Consider the following 15,544-nt stretch of genomic DNA (forward strand, 5'->3'; position numbering starts at 1 on the left):
TTAGCCCTTCTTTTACTCTATCGACTTTATTTGCACCTATATTTTGCGCTGTAAATGTTCCGACAGCATTTCCAAAAGAAGCTAACGGGATCATAGTTATTGAATCTATTTTAGAAGCAATAGTATATCCTGCGATTACAGGAGCTCCAAACGTATTTACTATTATCTGCACTAAAAATATACTAACATAGACAAATGACTGTTGAAATATAGATGGAAGTGCTATTTTACTCATATTTTTTAATATATCGAAATCAAACACCTCTAATTTTCGATTTATCTCATCTGTTTCTTTCAAATAATCCTCTTTGAAATTTTTTAAATTATAAAATAAATATGCTATAGATAAAAGCGCCGATATAGCCTGGGCAATAAGTGTGGCAATTGCAACACCTACAACTCCTTGATTTAATCTAACTACGAAAATCAAATCTAGTAAGATATTTAAAAAGCTCGAAAATATTAAAAAATACATAGGTATCTTAGATTCACCGAGTGCATTAAAAATCGAAGTAATTATGTTGTATAAAAACATAAAGCTGAGACCTAAAAAATATATTTTCAAATAATTAGATGCATCTTTAAATATATTAGATGGCGTCTTCATTATTTCTAATAAAAAATCAGATGCAAATACACCTATAAAGGCTAAAAAAACACTTAAAATAAATATCGCTATTATCGAAGTATATATGGAAATTTTCATTTTTTTGATAAACCTTGCACCGTAGTACTGCGATATAACAACTGCACAGCCTACTCCACTACCGATTGCAATAGACATAAACACCATAGTTATAGAGTAAGAAGCACCGACTGCTGCTAATGCATTTTCCCCGATGTAATTACCCACGATTATCGAATCGACTAAATTATAAAGCTGTTGAAATACACTGCTTAAAACTAACGGTATAGAAAAATAAATAATTGCCTTTGTCGCATTACCTTCTGTCATGTAATTTTCCATAAATACTCCTTTCATATCGATTTTAAATCTTTATTATTTTATATTATTCTGAGATTTTTTTAGCTCTCAAGAAAGACAACTTCGTCTCAGAAATTATAATAGCCATAAATATAACTAGACATCCTACAACCATTCTAGCTGTTAAAACTTCATGTAAAATTATAACCGATAAAATACTTCCAAATACTGATTCCAATGCCAATATAATAGCTGCCTTAGTCTCGCTGACTTCCTTTTGGCAAAGTGTTTGAAGTAAAAATGCAACTGTAGTAGAAAATACTCCTAAATAAAGCACACCTACGATAGACGACATCTCTGCATTTATATGTGTTTCTTTAAATAATACTTGAAGAATTAAAGACAACACAGCTGCCACTGAGAATTGCACTACTGTAAGAACTATACCATTGTGCTTTTTAACAAATTCTCCAGTAAAAAATATATGAAATGCAAATCCAACAGCACAGATTATAGTCAAGAAATCTCCAAAGTTTATGCTAAAATCTGCTTCTAAAGATAAAATTCCTATTCCCAATATCGCTATAATACTGCTTACTATTCCGTATTTATCTAGCGGTCTTTTATAAAGTATAAATCCTATAAATGGCACTATAACGACATTTACAGCGGTTAAAAATGCATTTTTAGATGCTGTAGTATAAGCCATACCTACTGTCTGAAATGCAAATGCCACAAATAAAAAAACTCCTATAATACAGCCAGCCTTTACAGCCTCCTTAGTTATATTATTTTTAATTTCCTTAAAAAATATAACTCCCAATAAAATAGCTCCTATAAAAAATCTAATCGTCAAAATTTGAAGTGGTGTAAGTCCCCCACTTAGAGATATTGACACTCCTATAAATCCACTCCCCCATATAAATGCTGTCAGAGCCAATCCAAGCTCTCCTTTGTACTTAGTAAACATATGTCCTCCTCGTGCAAATTTAAAATTTTATTATGTAGAAAAACCTTGAAAGAAATTGTCGTTTCATTTCAAAGTTTTTCCATTTCTAAAATATTTATCCCTATTTTAAAGTTCAAATCTATTAGGGTTGAAATCATCTATATTGTAAGATGGTTTGCCGTATGTAATCAATTCAGCTATTAATTTACCAGTAATTGGCGCTAATGCTATACCGTCGCCTTCATGACCTGCTGCCATATAAAATCCCTTTACCTTATCTATTTCACCTAAAAGTGGAAGACCATCTGGTGTATAAGGTCTAAGTCCAGCAAAAGCTCTTATGAAATTTAAATCTTTTATAGCTGGGAAAAATTCTATAGCTCTTTTAAGCATTACTTCGATTGCTTCTAGTGTATTTTCTTTATCAAATCCTACAAATTCACGAGTTCCTCCTATAACTAGAGTTCCCTCTTCTGTCTGTTCTATACTCAAGCTGGATCCAAGCTTTAACACATTTTTGTCTTTTATTGAATCTGGATTGAATTTGATTATGTTGTATCTAGCACATTGTAAAGTCGCAGTCATAAATTCACCTATTGGCTCTGATATTATTAGTTGACCTCTTCTAGGCTTTATAGGTATATTAAGTCCGACCATTTCTCCTATTTTCGCTGAATAAGCTCCACATGCATTTACTACTTTATCTGCATAAAATTCTTCATTTTCAGTTTTTACACCTTTTATTTGACCGCCTTCAACTATTACATCTTTTACTTCTGTATGAAGTAAAACCTCGGCTCCAAGTCTTTTTGCAGCGTGGTTAAATGAATAAGTAAGCTTTATAGGGTTTACTTTACCACCAGTTTTTGAGTAAAGTGCTCCGTATAAATTTGGATTTAATTCAGGTTCTATTTCTAGAGCCTTTTCTATAGATATCATCTCTATGTCAACGTCGCTTTTTCTTTGCTCTTCTACTATTTTTGATAGTATATCCCACTGTTCTTTATCTTCAACTGGTTGCATACCACCACAATGTCTATAGTATTCTATGTCTTCACCTAGCTCTTCACTAAGTGTATCGAATAATTTTATACTTTGAACTGCTAAGTCCATTTGAGCTCCTGGTTTTTTAGTATGGTATCCTACAACACCATCTGTAGCACCAGCAGAACCTCTAGTTATATCTTCTTTTTCTATTTGTAAAACCTTGTTTCCCAATTTAGTCAAGTAATAAGTTACAGATGATCCTATAATTCCTCCACCTATTACTATAACATCATACTTACTCATCACCATTTCCTCCTATTACACCAATTTTTACCGGTCTAACAGGGATTCTCTTAGTAGCTGGAAGTAATTTATCCATGCTTATACCTGTTTCTTCACTTATAATTTTTGCAACTAATCTCTCGCAAGTTTTGCCTTGGCAAAGTCCCATACCTGCCTTTGTTCTTCTTTTTACACCGTCTATTGTAGTTGCACCATCTCTTATAGCTTCAATTATTTCTGCTTTTGTAACTTCTTTACATCTGCAGATTAATATATCTTCACCCATAAATAATCTCCCTTTCTAAACTACTTTTCTAAACGCTTCATACTTCTAACTTCATTTGCAAATTCCATTGGAATCATCATACTTACAATAGTAGTTCCAGCATATGCTTTTAATTGTTTTACTTTTTTAACTATACCCTTGCATACTACTTCACCGTAGCGATTTACAGCATCTACTACTTGATTTTCTTCAGGCAGTGGAAGATATTCAAAAGGAAAATCTATCACCGCTTCTTCGTTGCTAAATGATTTATCCATTATAGTTATCGCAAGACCTGGGCAATTTGCCACACATTGTCCGCAACCTGTACATTTATCTTCATCTAAATGAGGTAGATTTGTTATTTCTTCTCCTATAGTTATCGCACCTTGTTTACATGAAAATGAACATGGATTACATGGTATTTCTTGTACACATTCGATAACTGCAACTCTACCTTGTCTCATTCTACTTTCGCTTGGCACTCCAGGACAAGAAGCTAATTCTTCTTCTGATGGAACACCGTCATATACTATACCTCTATTCACAACTATTCTCCCTTCAAAGAAATTTTCACTCTATTTATTATTTAACAAGAGATTCTTTATATAGCTTCATATCTTCTAATTGTTTTTGTTTTGAAGCTCTTCTTCTCTCTCCAAAATATCCAGAACGAAGAGTATTTAATCTATCGTTTATTTCTGCTACTAATTTATCCTTTTCATCATCAGTTAAATATCCTAAAGAATATGCTGCACATACACCTGCTAAATTTCCTTCCTCCATCGCAGAAGATGCTTCTTCTACTCCTGTAACATCTCCTGCTACGTAGATACCTTCTTTAGAAGTTTCCATATTTTCATCGTGAAGTGGCACATGTCCACCAAATGCAGGTATAAAGTCAAATTCACAGTCTGTCATCCATAAAAGCTCTGTCATAGGATTTAAACCTACAGCTAGACAGACAGTATCTACATCAAATGTTTTTTCACTGCCTTCTATTATATTCCATTTTTCATCTACTGCAGCTATTTCTACGCCCTCTACTTTTCCTTCACCGTAGACTCTTTTTATTGTGTGTCCTGTATATATAGGAACACCTGCTCTACGGACCTTACCTGCGTGAACTCCATATCCACCTATTTTCGGTCCACCTTCTACTATAGCAACTACCTCAGCACCTGCTTGCATTAATTGGTAAGATACTATAAGTCCAACATTACCAGAACCCAACATAAGTATTTTTTTACCAGGTAAAACTCTGTTTACATTTGCCATAGTTTGAGCAGCTCCAGCTCCCATTACTCCCGGTAAAGTACTTCCTGGAAACGCCATATAATTTTCCTTTGCCCCAGTTGCTACAATTATTTTCTTAGCTTTTACAGAATAATTTACTCCATCACTTATAACTCCCATACTATTGTCTGGAAGTAATCCGTAAACTAAGCTATCTAATAAAACCTTTGCTCCACTGTCTTGAACCTTTTTCAATAACTCCTGACCAATTATATATCCTCTAGTCCCAGCCTTATGCTCCTTTGAGCCGAAGAATTTATGGATTTGCTTAAATAATTGTCCTCCTGGCAATTTATTTTCATCAATAACTAATACATCTGCTCCTGCAGTTGCAGCCTGGTATGCAGCACTTAGTCCTGCAGATCCTGCACCGATTATAGCTATCTCTGTTACTATTTCCTTCATTTGCAAACTCCTTTCGATGTATTTAATTTAAATAATAATTTTCAATTTGCTATAGATTTTTATTCTGTTTTTTTAATTAGTCTTTTTTTCTACTTATACGAGCTAGCCCTTTTTGTGTCTCAACTTTCATTCCATCTTTTACCATAGTGACACAAGTTCTAGTATTTGGAATTCCATCTACTACCATCATACAGTCTGTACAACGGCCTATAGCACAGAAAATCCCCCTAGGTTCATGTCTTTTAGCCGTAGTTCTAAAAGACTTTATTCCTGCAGCCATAAGCGCTGAAGCAATAGGCTCTCCTTCATAAGCCTTTATTGGTTGTCCATTATAGAAAATAGTGACTTCTTTTCTATCTTCTATTTTTCCTAAAATAGGATGATCCTCTACTCTCACAATTACTCCTCCTTGTAATAATAAATTCTTACTTTTAAGAAATTTTTAATTTCATTAATTATTTTTAAAATTTAATTTAATTTGATATTTATTATCTACTTTGCTATTCATTATTATACTACTATCTTACATTTTTTACCATAAAAACATATTTATCGCACTACATACAAAAAGCAATCAATTCAAATAAATCGACTGCTCTGTTATTATCTTTTGTTATTTTGTAGGATTCTCAAAAGAAGGTGGTGTAGGATTAAAATCATTATGTGAAGGTCCCGGTGTAGATAAGTCAAAGTAAAGCTTAGAATCTTCTGTAACTCCAAAATCTCTATTAGAACCAGTATCCTTGACCTTATTAAGCGCCTCTCTGAAAAGTGCGTTATGCGCCTCTTCTCTATTTAGTAAAAAATCTATAGTCTCTCTAACGTATTTATCATTAATCTGTCTATACAAATACTCGTACACGACCTTTGCACGCTGCTCTGATGCTATATTAGATAGTAAATCAGCGACTAAATCACCAGTAACTGTAACGTATTTTGCATCCCACGATTCTCCAGATGAATTCATAAGCACAGGGGATAATCCTGCAAGCACATGTGTCTCTATCTCTCCACCTTTTACAGCTTCGTAATCTAAGTCGTGTCCATTTAGTAAATTTATAGTCTGAGCTACCATCTCCATATGGCTAAGCTCCTCTGCCGCTATATCCATAAATAGATCCTTAATCGCTTTATCCTTTATTCTAAAGCTTTGAGATATATACTACATTGCAGCCTTTAACTCTCCATTTCCACCCCCTAATTGCTCCTGCATCAAAATAGCGTATTGTGGATTAGGTCTTTCTACCTTTACTTCACGTAATAAATTTTTCTTGTGTTCAAACATAGAGCTTCCTCCTAAGTTAAATTTTTATCTTTAGTATTTGTTATTTTTTAATAATTTATTTATAAAAAACTCTCTTGTGTTTAATTTTATCGAACTCACTTATTATTAAAAAAATTTACAATAATCGACATATAGGAATTGATAATTTAATCGTTTTTCCCTACAATTTAATTAAATAGTAAAAATTGTAATTTTTATAAAGGAGGAAACTATATGGATAATTTAACAAAATTCTTTTCATTTGAACTACCTACAAAAATAATATACGGTGCAAACTGTTTAGATAATTTATGTAGTGAATTAAAAGACAATAAAGGAGAAAAACCAATAATAATCACTGACAAAGGAGTTTTAAAAGCCGGTATACTTAAAAAAATAACTGATTTACTAGACAAGGACAGCATCCCTTATGTGGTATACGACGGCGTTGAAGCAAACCCTAAAGACGTAAATGTAGAAGAAGGCGCAAAAATCGCTAGAGAAAACGCTTGTGATTCAATAATAGCAGTTGGAGGAGGAAGTCCTATAGACTGTGCAAAATCTGTAGGAGTTTTACTTGCCCACGATGCAACAGAAATCAAAAAATACGAAGGTAAAACTGCCGCTACAAAGCCTCTACCTCTACTTATAACTATACCTACAACATCAGGTACAGGAAGTGAAATAACATTCTCTTCAGTTATAACTGATACAAAAAATAAATACAAAATGACTGTAAAGAGTAAATACACAGCTGCAAAGGTAGCAATTTGCGATCCAGTTCTAACTCTATCAGTTCCTCCTGCTGTAACTGCAGCAACTGGTATGGACGCGTTAACTCATGCAATCGAAGCGTATACTGCAACTTGCTCAGAGCCTATAAGTGATGCCGTTTCTCTATATGCAATTGAGCTTATATACAATAATTTAATAACTGCAGTATTTGAAGGAGATAATTTAGAAGCTAGAAGTGCTATGCTTATGGGAAGTATGCTTGCAGGAATTGGATTTAGCCATTCTGATGTCGCAAGTGTTCACTGTATAGCTGAGGCACTAGGTGGAATGTACGACCTACCTCATGGAGTTTGTAATGCAGTTTTACTTCCTCATGTTATGGAGTACAACAAGGACTATTGTATAGCAAAATACGCTAGAGTTGCAAAGGCTATGGGATTTGAATTTAAAAATGATACTGAAGGTGCTGATATAGCAGTTAAGGCTGTTCAAAAGCTTGCTTTAGATGTTAAGCTTCCACTATTTTCTGATTTAGATGTTAATTTAGAGGATTTCGATATATTAGCCCAAAAATCATCTATAAATATATCTACTGAAAGTAATCCTAGACCTATGACTAAGGATGATTACTTAAACGTACTTAATAATGCCTATAATGCAAAATAATATATAAACTCAAAAGCCTTTTTGACAAAATATACAGTGTCAAAAAGGCTTTTTTAATACAACTTATTTTATATTTTCATTGTAAGCTTCGATAATTTTCTTTACATCATCGCTTTTGAAAAGTGTACTCATTACGGCAAAATCGTCACAATAATTTACAACTTCTCCCACGTTTTGAGGTAAAATTCCACCTAAAGCTACTATTTTTATTTCGGTTATATCTCTCGCTTTTTTTAAAAGTTCTATTCCTCTAGGCTTTAACCCCTCTTTACATTTAGTTTCGTATATATGCGATAAAGTTATATACTCTATTTTTATATCGTTTTTCTCGACGATATCCTCTAATTCAACCACTTCCTCTACTGTATGTAGAGATAGACCTATAGCCTTGTCTTTATCGAATTTGTATTTATCTTCTACCATACCTTTGAACTTATGATAAGGAAGATGTATTCCATAAACTGGGTATTTTTCATATAATTCTATAGAGCTATTTACTATTATTTTTATATCTGTAGAATTTTTCTCTAATTCCTGTAAAATTTCTAAATATAAAGCTTCTGAATCTCGATAGTCGAGATCCTTTTCTCTCAATATCAAATACTCTACTTTATTTTTAGCAGCCTCTACTATAGTATTTAAATATTTTTCCTTTGAGCATAGATTTCTATTAGTAATTAAGTACATCCTTCACCTCTAGAATCTTTCCCAATCCTTAAATACGTATTGATATCCGATAGAGCCTAACATTTCTCCAACTTCTTCTAAACTTGCATCTGAGTTGTTTTCAAACTGGTTAGTTCCACCTTCTCCTAATGTATGTCCGCCTACTTCAGTAGTAACCTCTGCACTCAGCTTAGTAACTCCTAGAGGTATTACATGCTTTCTAAAATCTAAATCCTCTCTAGTAGAAACATTTAGCGCTGCATGAGGGTCGAATAATCTCATAACAGTCATTATTTGGAATTCTGTAGGGTCATCTACTGGATTTATATCGTCAAAGCTTCCCTTAAAAGGCTTCATTCTAGGTGCTGAATAAGCAAGCTCTATATGAGGGTATTTAGTCTTTAAATACTCTCCATGTAAAATAGAGAAAAATGCGTCCTTTCTATAATCCGCAAGACCTAAAAGAGCTCCTATTGATAGACTTCTCATTCCGGCAATTGCTCCTCTTTCTGGTGCGTCAAGTCTGAATTTGAAGTTTGCCTTTGGTCCTTTTATATGTACTTTTTTGTAGATTTCTTCGTCGTAAGTTTCTTGATAAACAGTAAGTGAATCTGCTCCATTTTCAACTAGGTGTTTATATCCTTCAACCTCCATTGGATAAACCTCTATACCTATAGATGCAAATCTATTAGAAATTAATTTAACAGCTTCTCCTATATATTCAATTGGAGAGTGGCGTTCACTTTCTCCTGTCAACACTAGAATATGTTTAAATCCCATATCTGCTATACAATCTGCTTCTGCTTTAATTTGCTCCATAGTTAATTTTCTTCTGTTGATTCCACTTTTGCAATTGTAACCACAGTAAACACAGTGGTTTACGCAGTAGTTTGCTATATACATTGGAGTATATAAAGTAACGGTTTTTCCTAGATGCTGAAGACTCAATCTATGTGCCTTTTGTGCCATAGCTTCTAGATGTTTCATAGCCTTTGGTGATAATAAATTCAATACATCCATATGGTTTAATTTATCCTTAGACAAGCTTCTAAGTACATCTGCATCTGTCACGCTTTCAAAATATCCGTCAAAATCAAAATCTCTGTATTTTTCTATAACTTCATAAAAACTCATCATATATCCTCCTTAAAATTTTCCTAAAAATCCTGTTAAAGGAGATGAAGCATTTGCAAATTCGCTAACTGCTCCTGTTTTTCCTAAGAAAGCATCTCTACCACCTTCAACTGCCAATCTAAATGCATTTGCCATTTTTACTGGATCACTTGCTGATGATATTGCTGAGTTTACTAATACTGCTGCTGCTCCCATTTCCATTGCTTCCATAGCTTGAGATGGTTTACCAATTCCTGCATCTACTATTATGTTTGTGTCTAATTCATTTATCATTATTTGAATCATTTCCTTCATTTTTAATCCTCTATTTGAACCGATTGGTGCTCCTAAAGGCATAACTGCAGCTGCTCCTGCTTCTATTAATTTTCTCCCTGCGTATAAATCTGGTGTCATGTAAGGAAGTACTACGAATCCTTCATCTGCTAGTATTCTTGTAGCCTTTATTGTTTCTTCGTTGTCTGGTAGTAGATATCTAGTGTCTGATATAACTTCTATTTTTATAAAATCTCCACATCCCATTTTTCTAGATATTCTAGCAATTCTCACAGCCTCTTCTGCATTAGTTGCTCCTGAAGTATTCGGTAATATAGTCATTTCTTTTGGTATATAAGTAAGTATGTTTTCCTTTGGATTGTCTAAATCAACTCTTCTTATAGCCATTGTTATTATTTGGCTGTTACTAGCCTTTATAACATCTGGAAGTATTTCATTGCTTCCAAATTTACCTGTTCCTATTAAAAGTCTGCTACTAAACTCGTGTCCACCTAAAATTAATTTATCCATCTTATCTCCTCCATTATTTGATTTCATCTATAAGTATCTTCATAGCTAAATTTGCCATGTGATTTGCACATATCGCTACTCTTGGAGCCATCAGACCATCGCCCTCCTTGGCTTCATGCTCGAAGTCTCCACAAATATAAAATTTATCCCTTATCTTTTTAGTCCTTATATCGTTTGAATCGTAATATCCTGCCATACCTGAGGATGCTATTAGATATTTATCTCTAAAATTTTTCAAGGCTGCATTGCATACCATAGCCTTACATTTTGCATCGTCAAATGCCTCGATTATTATATCGCATTCCTTTAAAAACTCTATATTTTCCTTTGTCACAAATACATCCTTAGTTTTGATATTTACAAAAGGATTTATTTTTTCCAGTATATTTTTTAATGCCTCTGTCTTTTTCATTCCTATATGCTCTACAAAATACTGCTGTCTATTTAAATTAGATGGCTCCACGACATCATAATCCACTAAGACGAGCTCACCTACGCCTACTCTAGCTAATGAAACTGCTATATTTGATCCTAAACCACCTAGACCTAAAATAGCCACTTTTCCATTTTTGAGCTTTTTATGTATATTAGGTGTATGTCTCGCGATCAAAAGAGCTTCTAGTTCATCCTTTGAAGGAACCTTACCCTTTTGAATTAAAGTAATTCTATCGCCTTCACTTAGTATTTTGTCCTGACTTAGAGGAAATCCATTTAAAACAACTACATCGTAATTTTTATCTACCCAATCTCTAAATTGGTAGGCAGTTGTATTTTCAGTAACTTCTGCAAGTGCCTCATTAAAAAAAATCTTCAAAATCAGCCACCTCCAACAAAGCTTATAACTTCTATAACGTCTTCATTTTTTAATAAATAAGTACTGTAAGCTTCATCGTCTACAATCTCCATATTTACTTCTACAACGACCTTTTTAGGATCTAAGTCGTATTTTTTTAGAAGTTTTTCTATTGTAATATCTTCTAATAAATCGATATTTTTACCATTTAAAGTCATATTCATCCTCCTTCTTCTATAAAAATCTTAGAAAACAAAAAAAGCAGAAAATAAACCATACCCGCGGTGGTATGCCCCATTTTCTGCTTTTCAAGCTGACATTATATTACCATTTTTAGAAATTTATGTCAATCGTTTTCATCAAAATTTTTTTTAAATATTTAAACTGCTTTCTTTTTCTCTTCTCTAAACTCTTCTAAATCAACAACTCTATCACAGACCTTATCTACTAGAGCCTTCTCATGGCTTATCACGACTACACCTATATCGTGTTTTTTGGCATAGTCCAATACTACATTCCAAATTTGAGCTTGTGTGATAGCATCTAGCATAGTAGTCATCTCATCTGCTATTAAAAATTTAGTCTCTGGTGATAATGCTCTAATAACACAAAATCGCTGAAGTTCTCCTCCTGAAAGCTCACTAGGCCATCTATTCATCCAACCCTCTTTAATTCCCATAGCTTCTATAAGCTCCTTTGAAGGCGTAAATGCTTCGTTTATGATTTTTTTCATCTTCCATTTTGGATTTACAGATTTTTCTGGGTGTTGGAAAATTAGCTGAACTGGGTTGTAGCCCCTTTTTTTTCGCTCACATCCCTCTAATACTACTTCCCCTCTCTCTGGAGTTATATATCCCGCCAAAATTTTAGCAAGTGTAGTCTTACCAAATCCACTAGGAGCAACTAGACCCACTACCTCACCGCTATTTACATAAAAATTTATGTCCTTTAGGATATATCTTTCCTCTGTGTATTTAAAACTCACATTATTGGCTTTAAGTTGCATGAATACATCTCACCTTTCCGTTTCTAATTTCCCTATTTTCAGGAACCTTTTCTTCACATTCCTTTGTTTTTAGCTTGCATCTATCAGAAAATACACATCCCTTTGGCAGCTCATTTGGCAAAGGCTGTGTTTTGTCGTCCATAGCACTAAAATCATTATTAGGTAGAGCGTTGTAAAGCGCCTTTGTATAAGGATGTCTTAGATTTTTGCCATTATTTATAAAATCACTTTTATTTGCAACCTCTAAAGTAGATCCTGCGTAGAAAATCGCTACTTTATCAGCTATTTTAAGTGCCGCTGTTATATCATGAGTTATCATAAGCACTGCACATCCACTGTCTGCTATCTCCCTAAAATCCTTAAGAACTTCATTTAAAGAAGCTTCATCAAGTCCAGGAGTCGGTTCGTCTGCTATTATAACCTTGCTATCTGATGCAAGTGCAGTACATAAAAGCACCTTTCTCGCCATACCTCCTGATAGTTGAAAAGGATAATAGTTTTTTACCTTTTTATCTAAATTGTATTTTTCAAATAATCTATCTACTATTTGATCCTTAGCCTTTTTGTCCTTATTTTTTATAGATATTTTTATTTGATTTCCTACTCTTTTAAGAGGATCTAGATAGTTTACTGATTGAGGAATTAATACTATCTCGTCTCCTCTTAATTTTTCTTGTTTTTTTCTAGTGAGTTCTTCTCCCTTGTAGGTTATAGTTCCCTCCACAGACGCATTCTCTGGCAGTATTCCAAGTATTGCATGAGCAAGTAAGCTTTTACCTGAACCACTAGAACCCACAACAGCTAAGATTTCTCCTTCATTTAACTCTATATCTAAGTTTTTTATTACATTTAAATCGCTTCTAACTAGCCCCTTTGTGTATTGAGAAAATGATATTCCCAAATCCTTTACCTTTAAAATTGCATCCTTCATGTCGACCTCCTATTTATATGCAGTCTTAGGATTTATTAATTTTTCTATGTTTTTCCCTATTCTATCTACCATCATAGATACTAAAACTAAGCTAAGTCCTGGGAAAAAAGCAAGCCACCAGTAACCACCTGTCAAATACTTCATACTTTCTGAAAGAATTACACCTATAGCTGGCTCATGAGGCGGAAGTCCAAATCCTAAAAAAGTAACTGATGCTTCATGTAAAATAGCATGTGGAAATATAAGTACAGCACCTACTATTATCTGCGGTATTACATGAGGTAGCACGTGCTCCTTTGCAATATACCAATTAGACTTGCCGAAGCTTCTAGCAATCTTTGTATAATCAGATTCCATTATCTGCATAACCTCAGCTCTTATAACTCTAGTAAGAGATGTCCAGTGGGTAACTGCAACCCCTATTACAATCCCCTTCATACCACCACCCATAGCTATTGATATAAGTATAACTACTAATGTATGAGGTATTGATAAAACTAAATCTATAAACCAAGTTATAACTGCATCTACTCTTTTACCAAATGTAGGTCCTATAATTCCTAATAATATCGCTATTATCGTACTTACTACAGTTGCAAGTAGGCCTATTTTCATACTCAAGCTCAAACCCTTTATAGTTCTTGTAAGCATATCTCTTCCTACCCAGTCAGTCCCAAATAAATGAGAAAGTGATGGAGATTGAAATTTATTAGGTAAATCTACATATAAATCGTCTACTTTTATAAAGCTACCCCAAACTAAAATTACTATAAAGAAAAAAGCGAATAATCCTATAGAAAATATTGTTTTTTCTCTAACTCCAAGGTTGAAAATCGGTTTTTTTTCTGTATTTTTAACATTTTCCATTATAAATCTCGCCCCTCTCTTATTCTAGGATCTATTAGGCGATATAATAAATCTGCTATTATATTTCCTGAATAAACAAAAATTAAGCTTATTATCGCAATCCCCATAAGAAGAGGTAAATCTCCCTTAAGGCCAGCTGAAACTGTAGCCTGTCCTAGTCCAGGATACGAAAATACCTGCTCAACAAATATAGTTCCTCCAAACAACTCACTAAAAGATAAAAATTGAAGTGTTATAGCTGGAAGTGATACATTTTTTAAAACATGATTAAATACTATTTGTCTTAAACTTTCACCACGAGCCTTTGCAAATAGTACATAGTCTGTAGACATTATTTCTACAACCTTTTCTCTAGTATTCATGCATATACTTGAAATTCCTATTACTCCAAGTGTCAAAGCTGGAAGTATTATATGCTGCAACCTTTCGTATATACCTACATTTTCAGATAAAACACCTATAGGAACGCTCAGTGCCACCGGAAACCATCCCAATTTTACGGCAAATACCATTATACAAAGTATTCCAAGCCAAAATGTTGGAGTCGACATTATTATGTAGCAATAGCCACGTATTATCTTGTCTACTAGCTTGCCTTCCTTTACTCCTGCTATAATTCCTAAAACAAATCCTATAATTCCAGAAAGCACCCACGATATAGCCATAAGCCATATAGAAGACAAGAACTTTTGTCCTATAACCTCTAAAACAGGTCTTCTATAAATCATAGAAGTTCCCCAATCTCCAGTTATAATAGACTTAAACCAAGACCAAAATCTAACTAGAGGAGGTTGATTTAAACCCCAATGTTCTGCTATCAACGCTCTTTGCTCTGCACTTACTTTTGTAGATGCGCCCACATATGCTGTCACCGGATCTATTGGCGATAACTCCATCAAGACAAAGGTAATTATACAAAGAGCTACTAAAAGAGTTATTAATTTTAAAAACTTTTTAGTTAAAAATTTCCCCATCCCTTTATTCATCTTTTTTCTCCTTAAATATTTATCTTATAATCTGTAAGAAATAATTTCCCACATTATATAATTATATAACAAAATCTTTATTATAAATACCTTTACAGTGGATTTTGCACTACACGTTCCCATAAATTAAAGCTACAAAGTAGTATCTACTTAAATCAGTATAAGTAGATACTACTATTTAATCAAATATTATTTCCAAGACCATTCTGTAACATTGTCAAATATTCTTCCACCATGTGGTTGAACTACTGGATTTCCAAAATCAAATCCATCTGCCGCTAAATATACATGATGCGCATTTGCAAGCCAGCAATATGGAGCATCACCTTTTGCTGATGTATAATTTTGAAGATCCTTCCAATACTTAAGAGCTTCTTCTTCGTCAGTAGAATCTAAAGCCTTGTCTATATCTTCATTTACTTTTTCATTGTCATAGCATCCTGAGTTATCCCAAGATACCACCCCACCTGCTATAGGTCCGTAGTATAGGTTGTATAATTCTGATGGATCCCCTGAACCAAATCCGAAAAATACTGCTTCTCTATGTATATCTTCAACTATTGTATCCCAAGTTCTGATTTCTAAATCTACACTTATTCCTATT

At 33.6% G+C, this 15,544-nt stretch carries 17 protein-coding genes and 2 pseudogenes; 1 reads left to right on the top strand and 18 read right to left on the bottom strand.

Annotated features, from left to right (window positions below; all coding sequences use genetic code 11):
• The 8 genes and pseudogenes from SPD90_RS03420 to SPD90_RS03455 all read right to left on the bottom strand — a co-directional run.
• Positions 1 to 967 (bottom strand): MATE family efflux transporter (locus SPD90_RS03420; RefSeq protein WP_320924316.1); only part of this gene is annotated, 967 nt, incomplete at its 3' end.
• A 43-nt stretch (positions 968 to 1,010) separates the two neighbouring features.
• Entirely contained in the window at positions 1,011 to 1,895 is an 885-nt protein-coding gene (locus tag SPD90_RS03425; protein WP_320626157.1) for a DMT family transporter, read from the bottom strand.
• A gap of 105 nt (positions 1,896 to 2,000) precedes the next feature.
• Positions 2,001 to 3,164 (bottom strand): NAD(P)/FAD-dependent oxidoreductase, encoded by a 1,164-nt coding sequence (locus SPD90_RS03430; RefSeq protein WP_320924317.1) that lies wholly within the window; start codon positions 3,162 to 3,164, stop codon positions 2,001 to 2,003.
• Positions 3,157 to 3,429 carry a (2Fe-2S)-binding protein gene (locus tag SPD90_RS03435; RefSeq protein WP_320626155.1) on the bottom strand — a complete coding sequence of 91 codons (273 nt, stop codon included), beginning with the start codon at positions 3,427 to 3,429 and terminating at the stop codon, positions 3,157 to 3,159. The genes SPD90_RS03430 and SPD90_RS03435 overlap by 8 nt, the downstream gene beginning before the upstream one ends.
• A 20-nt stretch (positions 3,430 to 3,449) precedes the next feature.
• Positions 3,450 to 3,956, bottom strand: coding sequence for a 4Fe-4S binding protein (locus tag SPD90_RS03440; RefSeq protein ID WP_320626154.1), 507 nt, complete (start codon positions 3,954 to 3,956; stop codon positions 3,450 to 3,452).
• Positions 3,957 to 3,993: 37 nt separating this feature from the next.
• On the bottom strand, positions 3,994 to 5,109 hold the full coding sequence (locus SPD90_RS03445; RefSeq protein WP_320924318.1) for an NAD(P)/FAD-dependent oxidoreductase: 1,116 nt from the start codon (positions 5,107 to 5,109) through the stop codon (positions 3,994 to 3,996).
• A gap of 76 nt (positions 5,110 to 5,185) precedes the next feature.
• Entirely contained in the window at positions 5,186 to 5,506 is a 321-nt protein-coding gene (locus tag SPD90_RS03450) for a (2Fe-2S)-binding protein (RefSeq protein ID WP_320626391.1), read from the bottom strand.
• 216 nt (positions 5,507 to 5,722) lie between these two features.
• Positions 5,723 to 6,394, bottom strand: a pseudogene (locus tag SPD90_RS03455) (manganese catalase family protein).
• A gap of 213 nt (positions 6,395 to 6,607) precedes the next feature.
• On the opposite strand from SPD90_RS03455, the gene SPD90_RS03460 reads away from it, so the two are divergent.
• Positions 6,608 to 7,774, top strand: a complete 1,167-nt coding sequence (locus SPD90_RS03460) for an iron-containing alcohol dehydrogenase (RefSeq protein ID WP_320924319.1) — start codon at positions 6,608 to 6,610, stop codon at positions 7,772 to 7,774.
• Between the two features lie 63 nt (positions 7,775 to 7,837).
• On the opposite strand, the gene SPD90_RS03465 is transcribed toward SPD90_RS03460, so the two are convergent.
• The 10 genes and pseudogenes from SPD90_RS03465 to SPD90_RS03510 all read right to left on the bottom strand — a co-directional run.
• Positions 7,838 to 8,461: a thiamine phosphate synthase gene (locus SPD90_RS03465; protein ID WP_320626393.1), complete on the bottom strand. Its 624-nt coding sequence runs from the start codon at positions 8,459 to 8,461 to the stop codon at positions 7,838 to 7,840.
• Positions 8,462 to 8,470: 9 nt separating this feature from the next.
• On the bottom strand, positions 8,471 to 9,574 hold the full coding sequence (thiH, locus tag SPD90_RS03470; RefSeq protein ID WP_320924320.1) for a 2-iminoacetate synthase ThiH: 1,104 nt from the start codon (positions 9,572 to 9,574) through the stop codon (positions 8,471 to 8,473).
• Between the two features lie 12 nt (positions 9,575 to 9,586).
• Complete coding sequence (locus SPD90_RS03475) at positions 9,587 to 10,357, bottom strand: thiazole synthase (RefSeq protein WP_320624006.1); 771 nt, start codon at positions 10,355 to 10,357, stop codon at positions 9,587 to 9,589.
• 13 nt (positions 10,358 to 10,370) lie between these two features.
• On the bottom strand, positions 10,371 to 11,171 hold the full coding sequence (gene thiF / locus SPD90_RS03480; protein WP_320924321.1) for a sulfur carrier protein ThiS adenylyltransferase ThiF: 801 nt from the start codon (positions 11,169 to 11,171) through the stop codon (positions 10,371 to 10,373).
• 2 nt (positions 11,172 to 11,173) lie between these two features.
• Positions 11,174 to 11,368, bottom strand: a complete 195-nt coding sequence (gene thiS / locus SPD90_RS03485) for a sulfur carrier protein ThiS (RefSeq protein ID WP_320624004.1) — start codon at positions 11,366 to 11,368, stop codon at positions 11,174 to 11,176.
• 161 nt (positions 11,369 to 11,529) lie between these two features.
• Positions 11,530 to 12,156, bottom strand: coding sequence for an ABC transporter ATP-binding protein (locus tag SPD90_RS03490; protein ID WP_320924322.1), 627 nt, complete (start codon positions 12,154 to 12,156; stop codon positions 11,530 to 11,532).
• Complete coding sequence (locus tag SPD90_RS03495; protein WP_320924323.1) at positions 12,146 to 13,087, bottom strand: ABC transporter ATP-binding protein; 942 nt, start codon at positions 13,085 to 13,087, stop codon at positions 12,146 to 12,148. Before SPD90_RS03495 ends, SPD90_RS03490 begins: the two co-directional genes overlap by 11 nt.
• 9 nt (positions 13,088 to 13,096) lie before the next feature.
• Complete coding sequence (locus SPD90_RS03500) at positions 13,097 to 13,954, bottom strand: ABC transporter permease (protein ID WP_320924324.1); 858 nt, start codon at positions 13,952 to 13,954, stop codon at positions 13,097 to 13,099.
• On the bottom strand, positions 13,954 to 14,940 hold the full coding sequence (locus SPD90_RS03505) for an ABC transporter permease (RefSeq protein WP_320924325.1): 987 nt from the start codon (positions 14,938 to 14,940) through the stop codon (positions 13,954 to 13,956). Before SPD90_RS03505 ends, SPD90_RS03500 begins: the two co-directional genes overlap by 1 nt.
• Positions 14,941 to 15,129: 189 nt before the next feature.
• Positions 15,130 to 15,544, bottom strand: a pseudogene (locus SPD90_RS03510) (ABC transporter substrate-binding protein); the annotation flags it as partial.

This window comes from Intestinibacter sp. (assembly GCF_034113885.1).
Taxonomy (GTDB): Bacteria; Bacillota; Clostridia; order Peptostreptococcales; family Peptostreptococcaceae; genus Intestinibacter.

What these genes read in the sequence shown, in the direction of transcription:
- SPD90_RS03490 (WP_320924322.1), bottom strand. Translation starts at nt 12,156, where the DNA reads ATGCAACTTAAAGCCAATAATGTGAGTTTTAAATACACAGAGGAAAGA.
- SPD90_RS03435 (WP_320626155.1), bottom strand. Translation starts at nt 3,429, where the DNA reads ATGGGTGAAGATATATTAATCTGCAGATGTAAAGAAGTTACAAAAGCA.
- SPD90_RS03465 (WP_320626393.1), bottom strand. Translation starts at nt 8,461, where the DNA reads ATGTACTTAATTACTAATAGAAATCTATGCTCAAAGGAAAAATATTTA.
- SPD90_RS03500 (WP_320924324.1), bottom strand. Translation starts at nt 13,954, where the DNA reads ATGGAAAATGTTAAAAATACAGAAAAAAAACCGATTTTCAACCTTGGA.
- SPD90_RS03505 (WP_320924325.1), bottom strand. Translation starts at nt 14,940, where the DNA reads ATGAATAAAGGGATGGGGAAATTTTTAACTAAAAAGTTTTTAAAATTA.
- thiS (WP_320624004.1), bottom strand. Translation starts at nt 11,368, where the DNA reads ATGACTTTAAATGGTAAAAATATCGATTTATTAGAAGATATTACAATA.
- SPD90_RS03495 (WP_320924323.1), bottom strand. Translation starts at nt 13,087, where the DNA reads ATGAAGGATGCAATTTTAAAGGTAAAGGATTTGGGAATATCATTTTCT.
- SPD90_RS03475 (WP_320624006.1), bottom strand. Translation starts at nt 10,357, where the DNA reads ATGGATAAATTAATTTTAGGTGGACACGAGTTTAGTAGCAGACTTTTA.
- thiH (WP_320924320.1), bottom strand. Translation starts at nt 9,574, where the DNA reads ATGAGTTTTTATGAAGTTATAGAAAAATACAGAGATTTTGATTTTGAC.
- SPD90_RS03460 (WP_320924319.1), top strand. Translation starts at nt 6,608, where the DNA reads ATGGATAATTTAACAAAATTCTTTTCATTTGAACTACCTACAAAAATA.
- SPD90_RS03430 (WP_320924317.1), bottom strand. Translation starts at nt 3,164, where the DNA reads ATGAGTAAGTATGATGTTATAGTAATAGGTGGAGGAATTATAGGATCA.
- SPD90_RS03445 (WP_320924318.1), bottom strand. Translation starts at nt 5,109, where the DNA reads ATGAAGGAAATAGTAACAGAGATAGCTATAATCGGTGCAGGATCTGCA.
- SPD90_RS03425 (WP_320626157.1), bottom strand. Translation starts at nt 1,895, where the DNA reads ATGTTTACTAAGTACAAAGGAGAGCTTGGATTGGCTCTGACAGCATTT.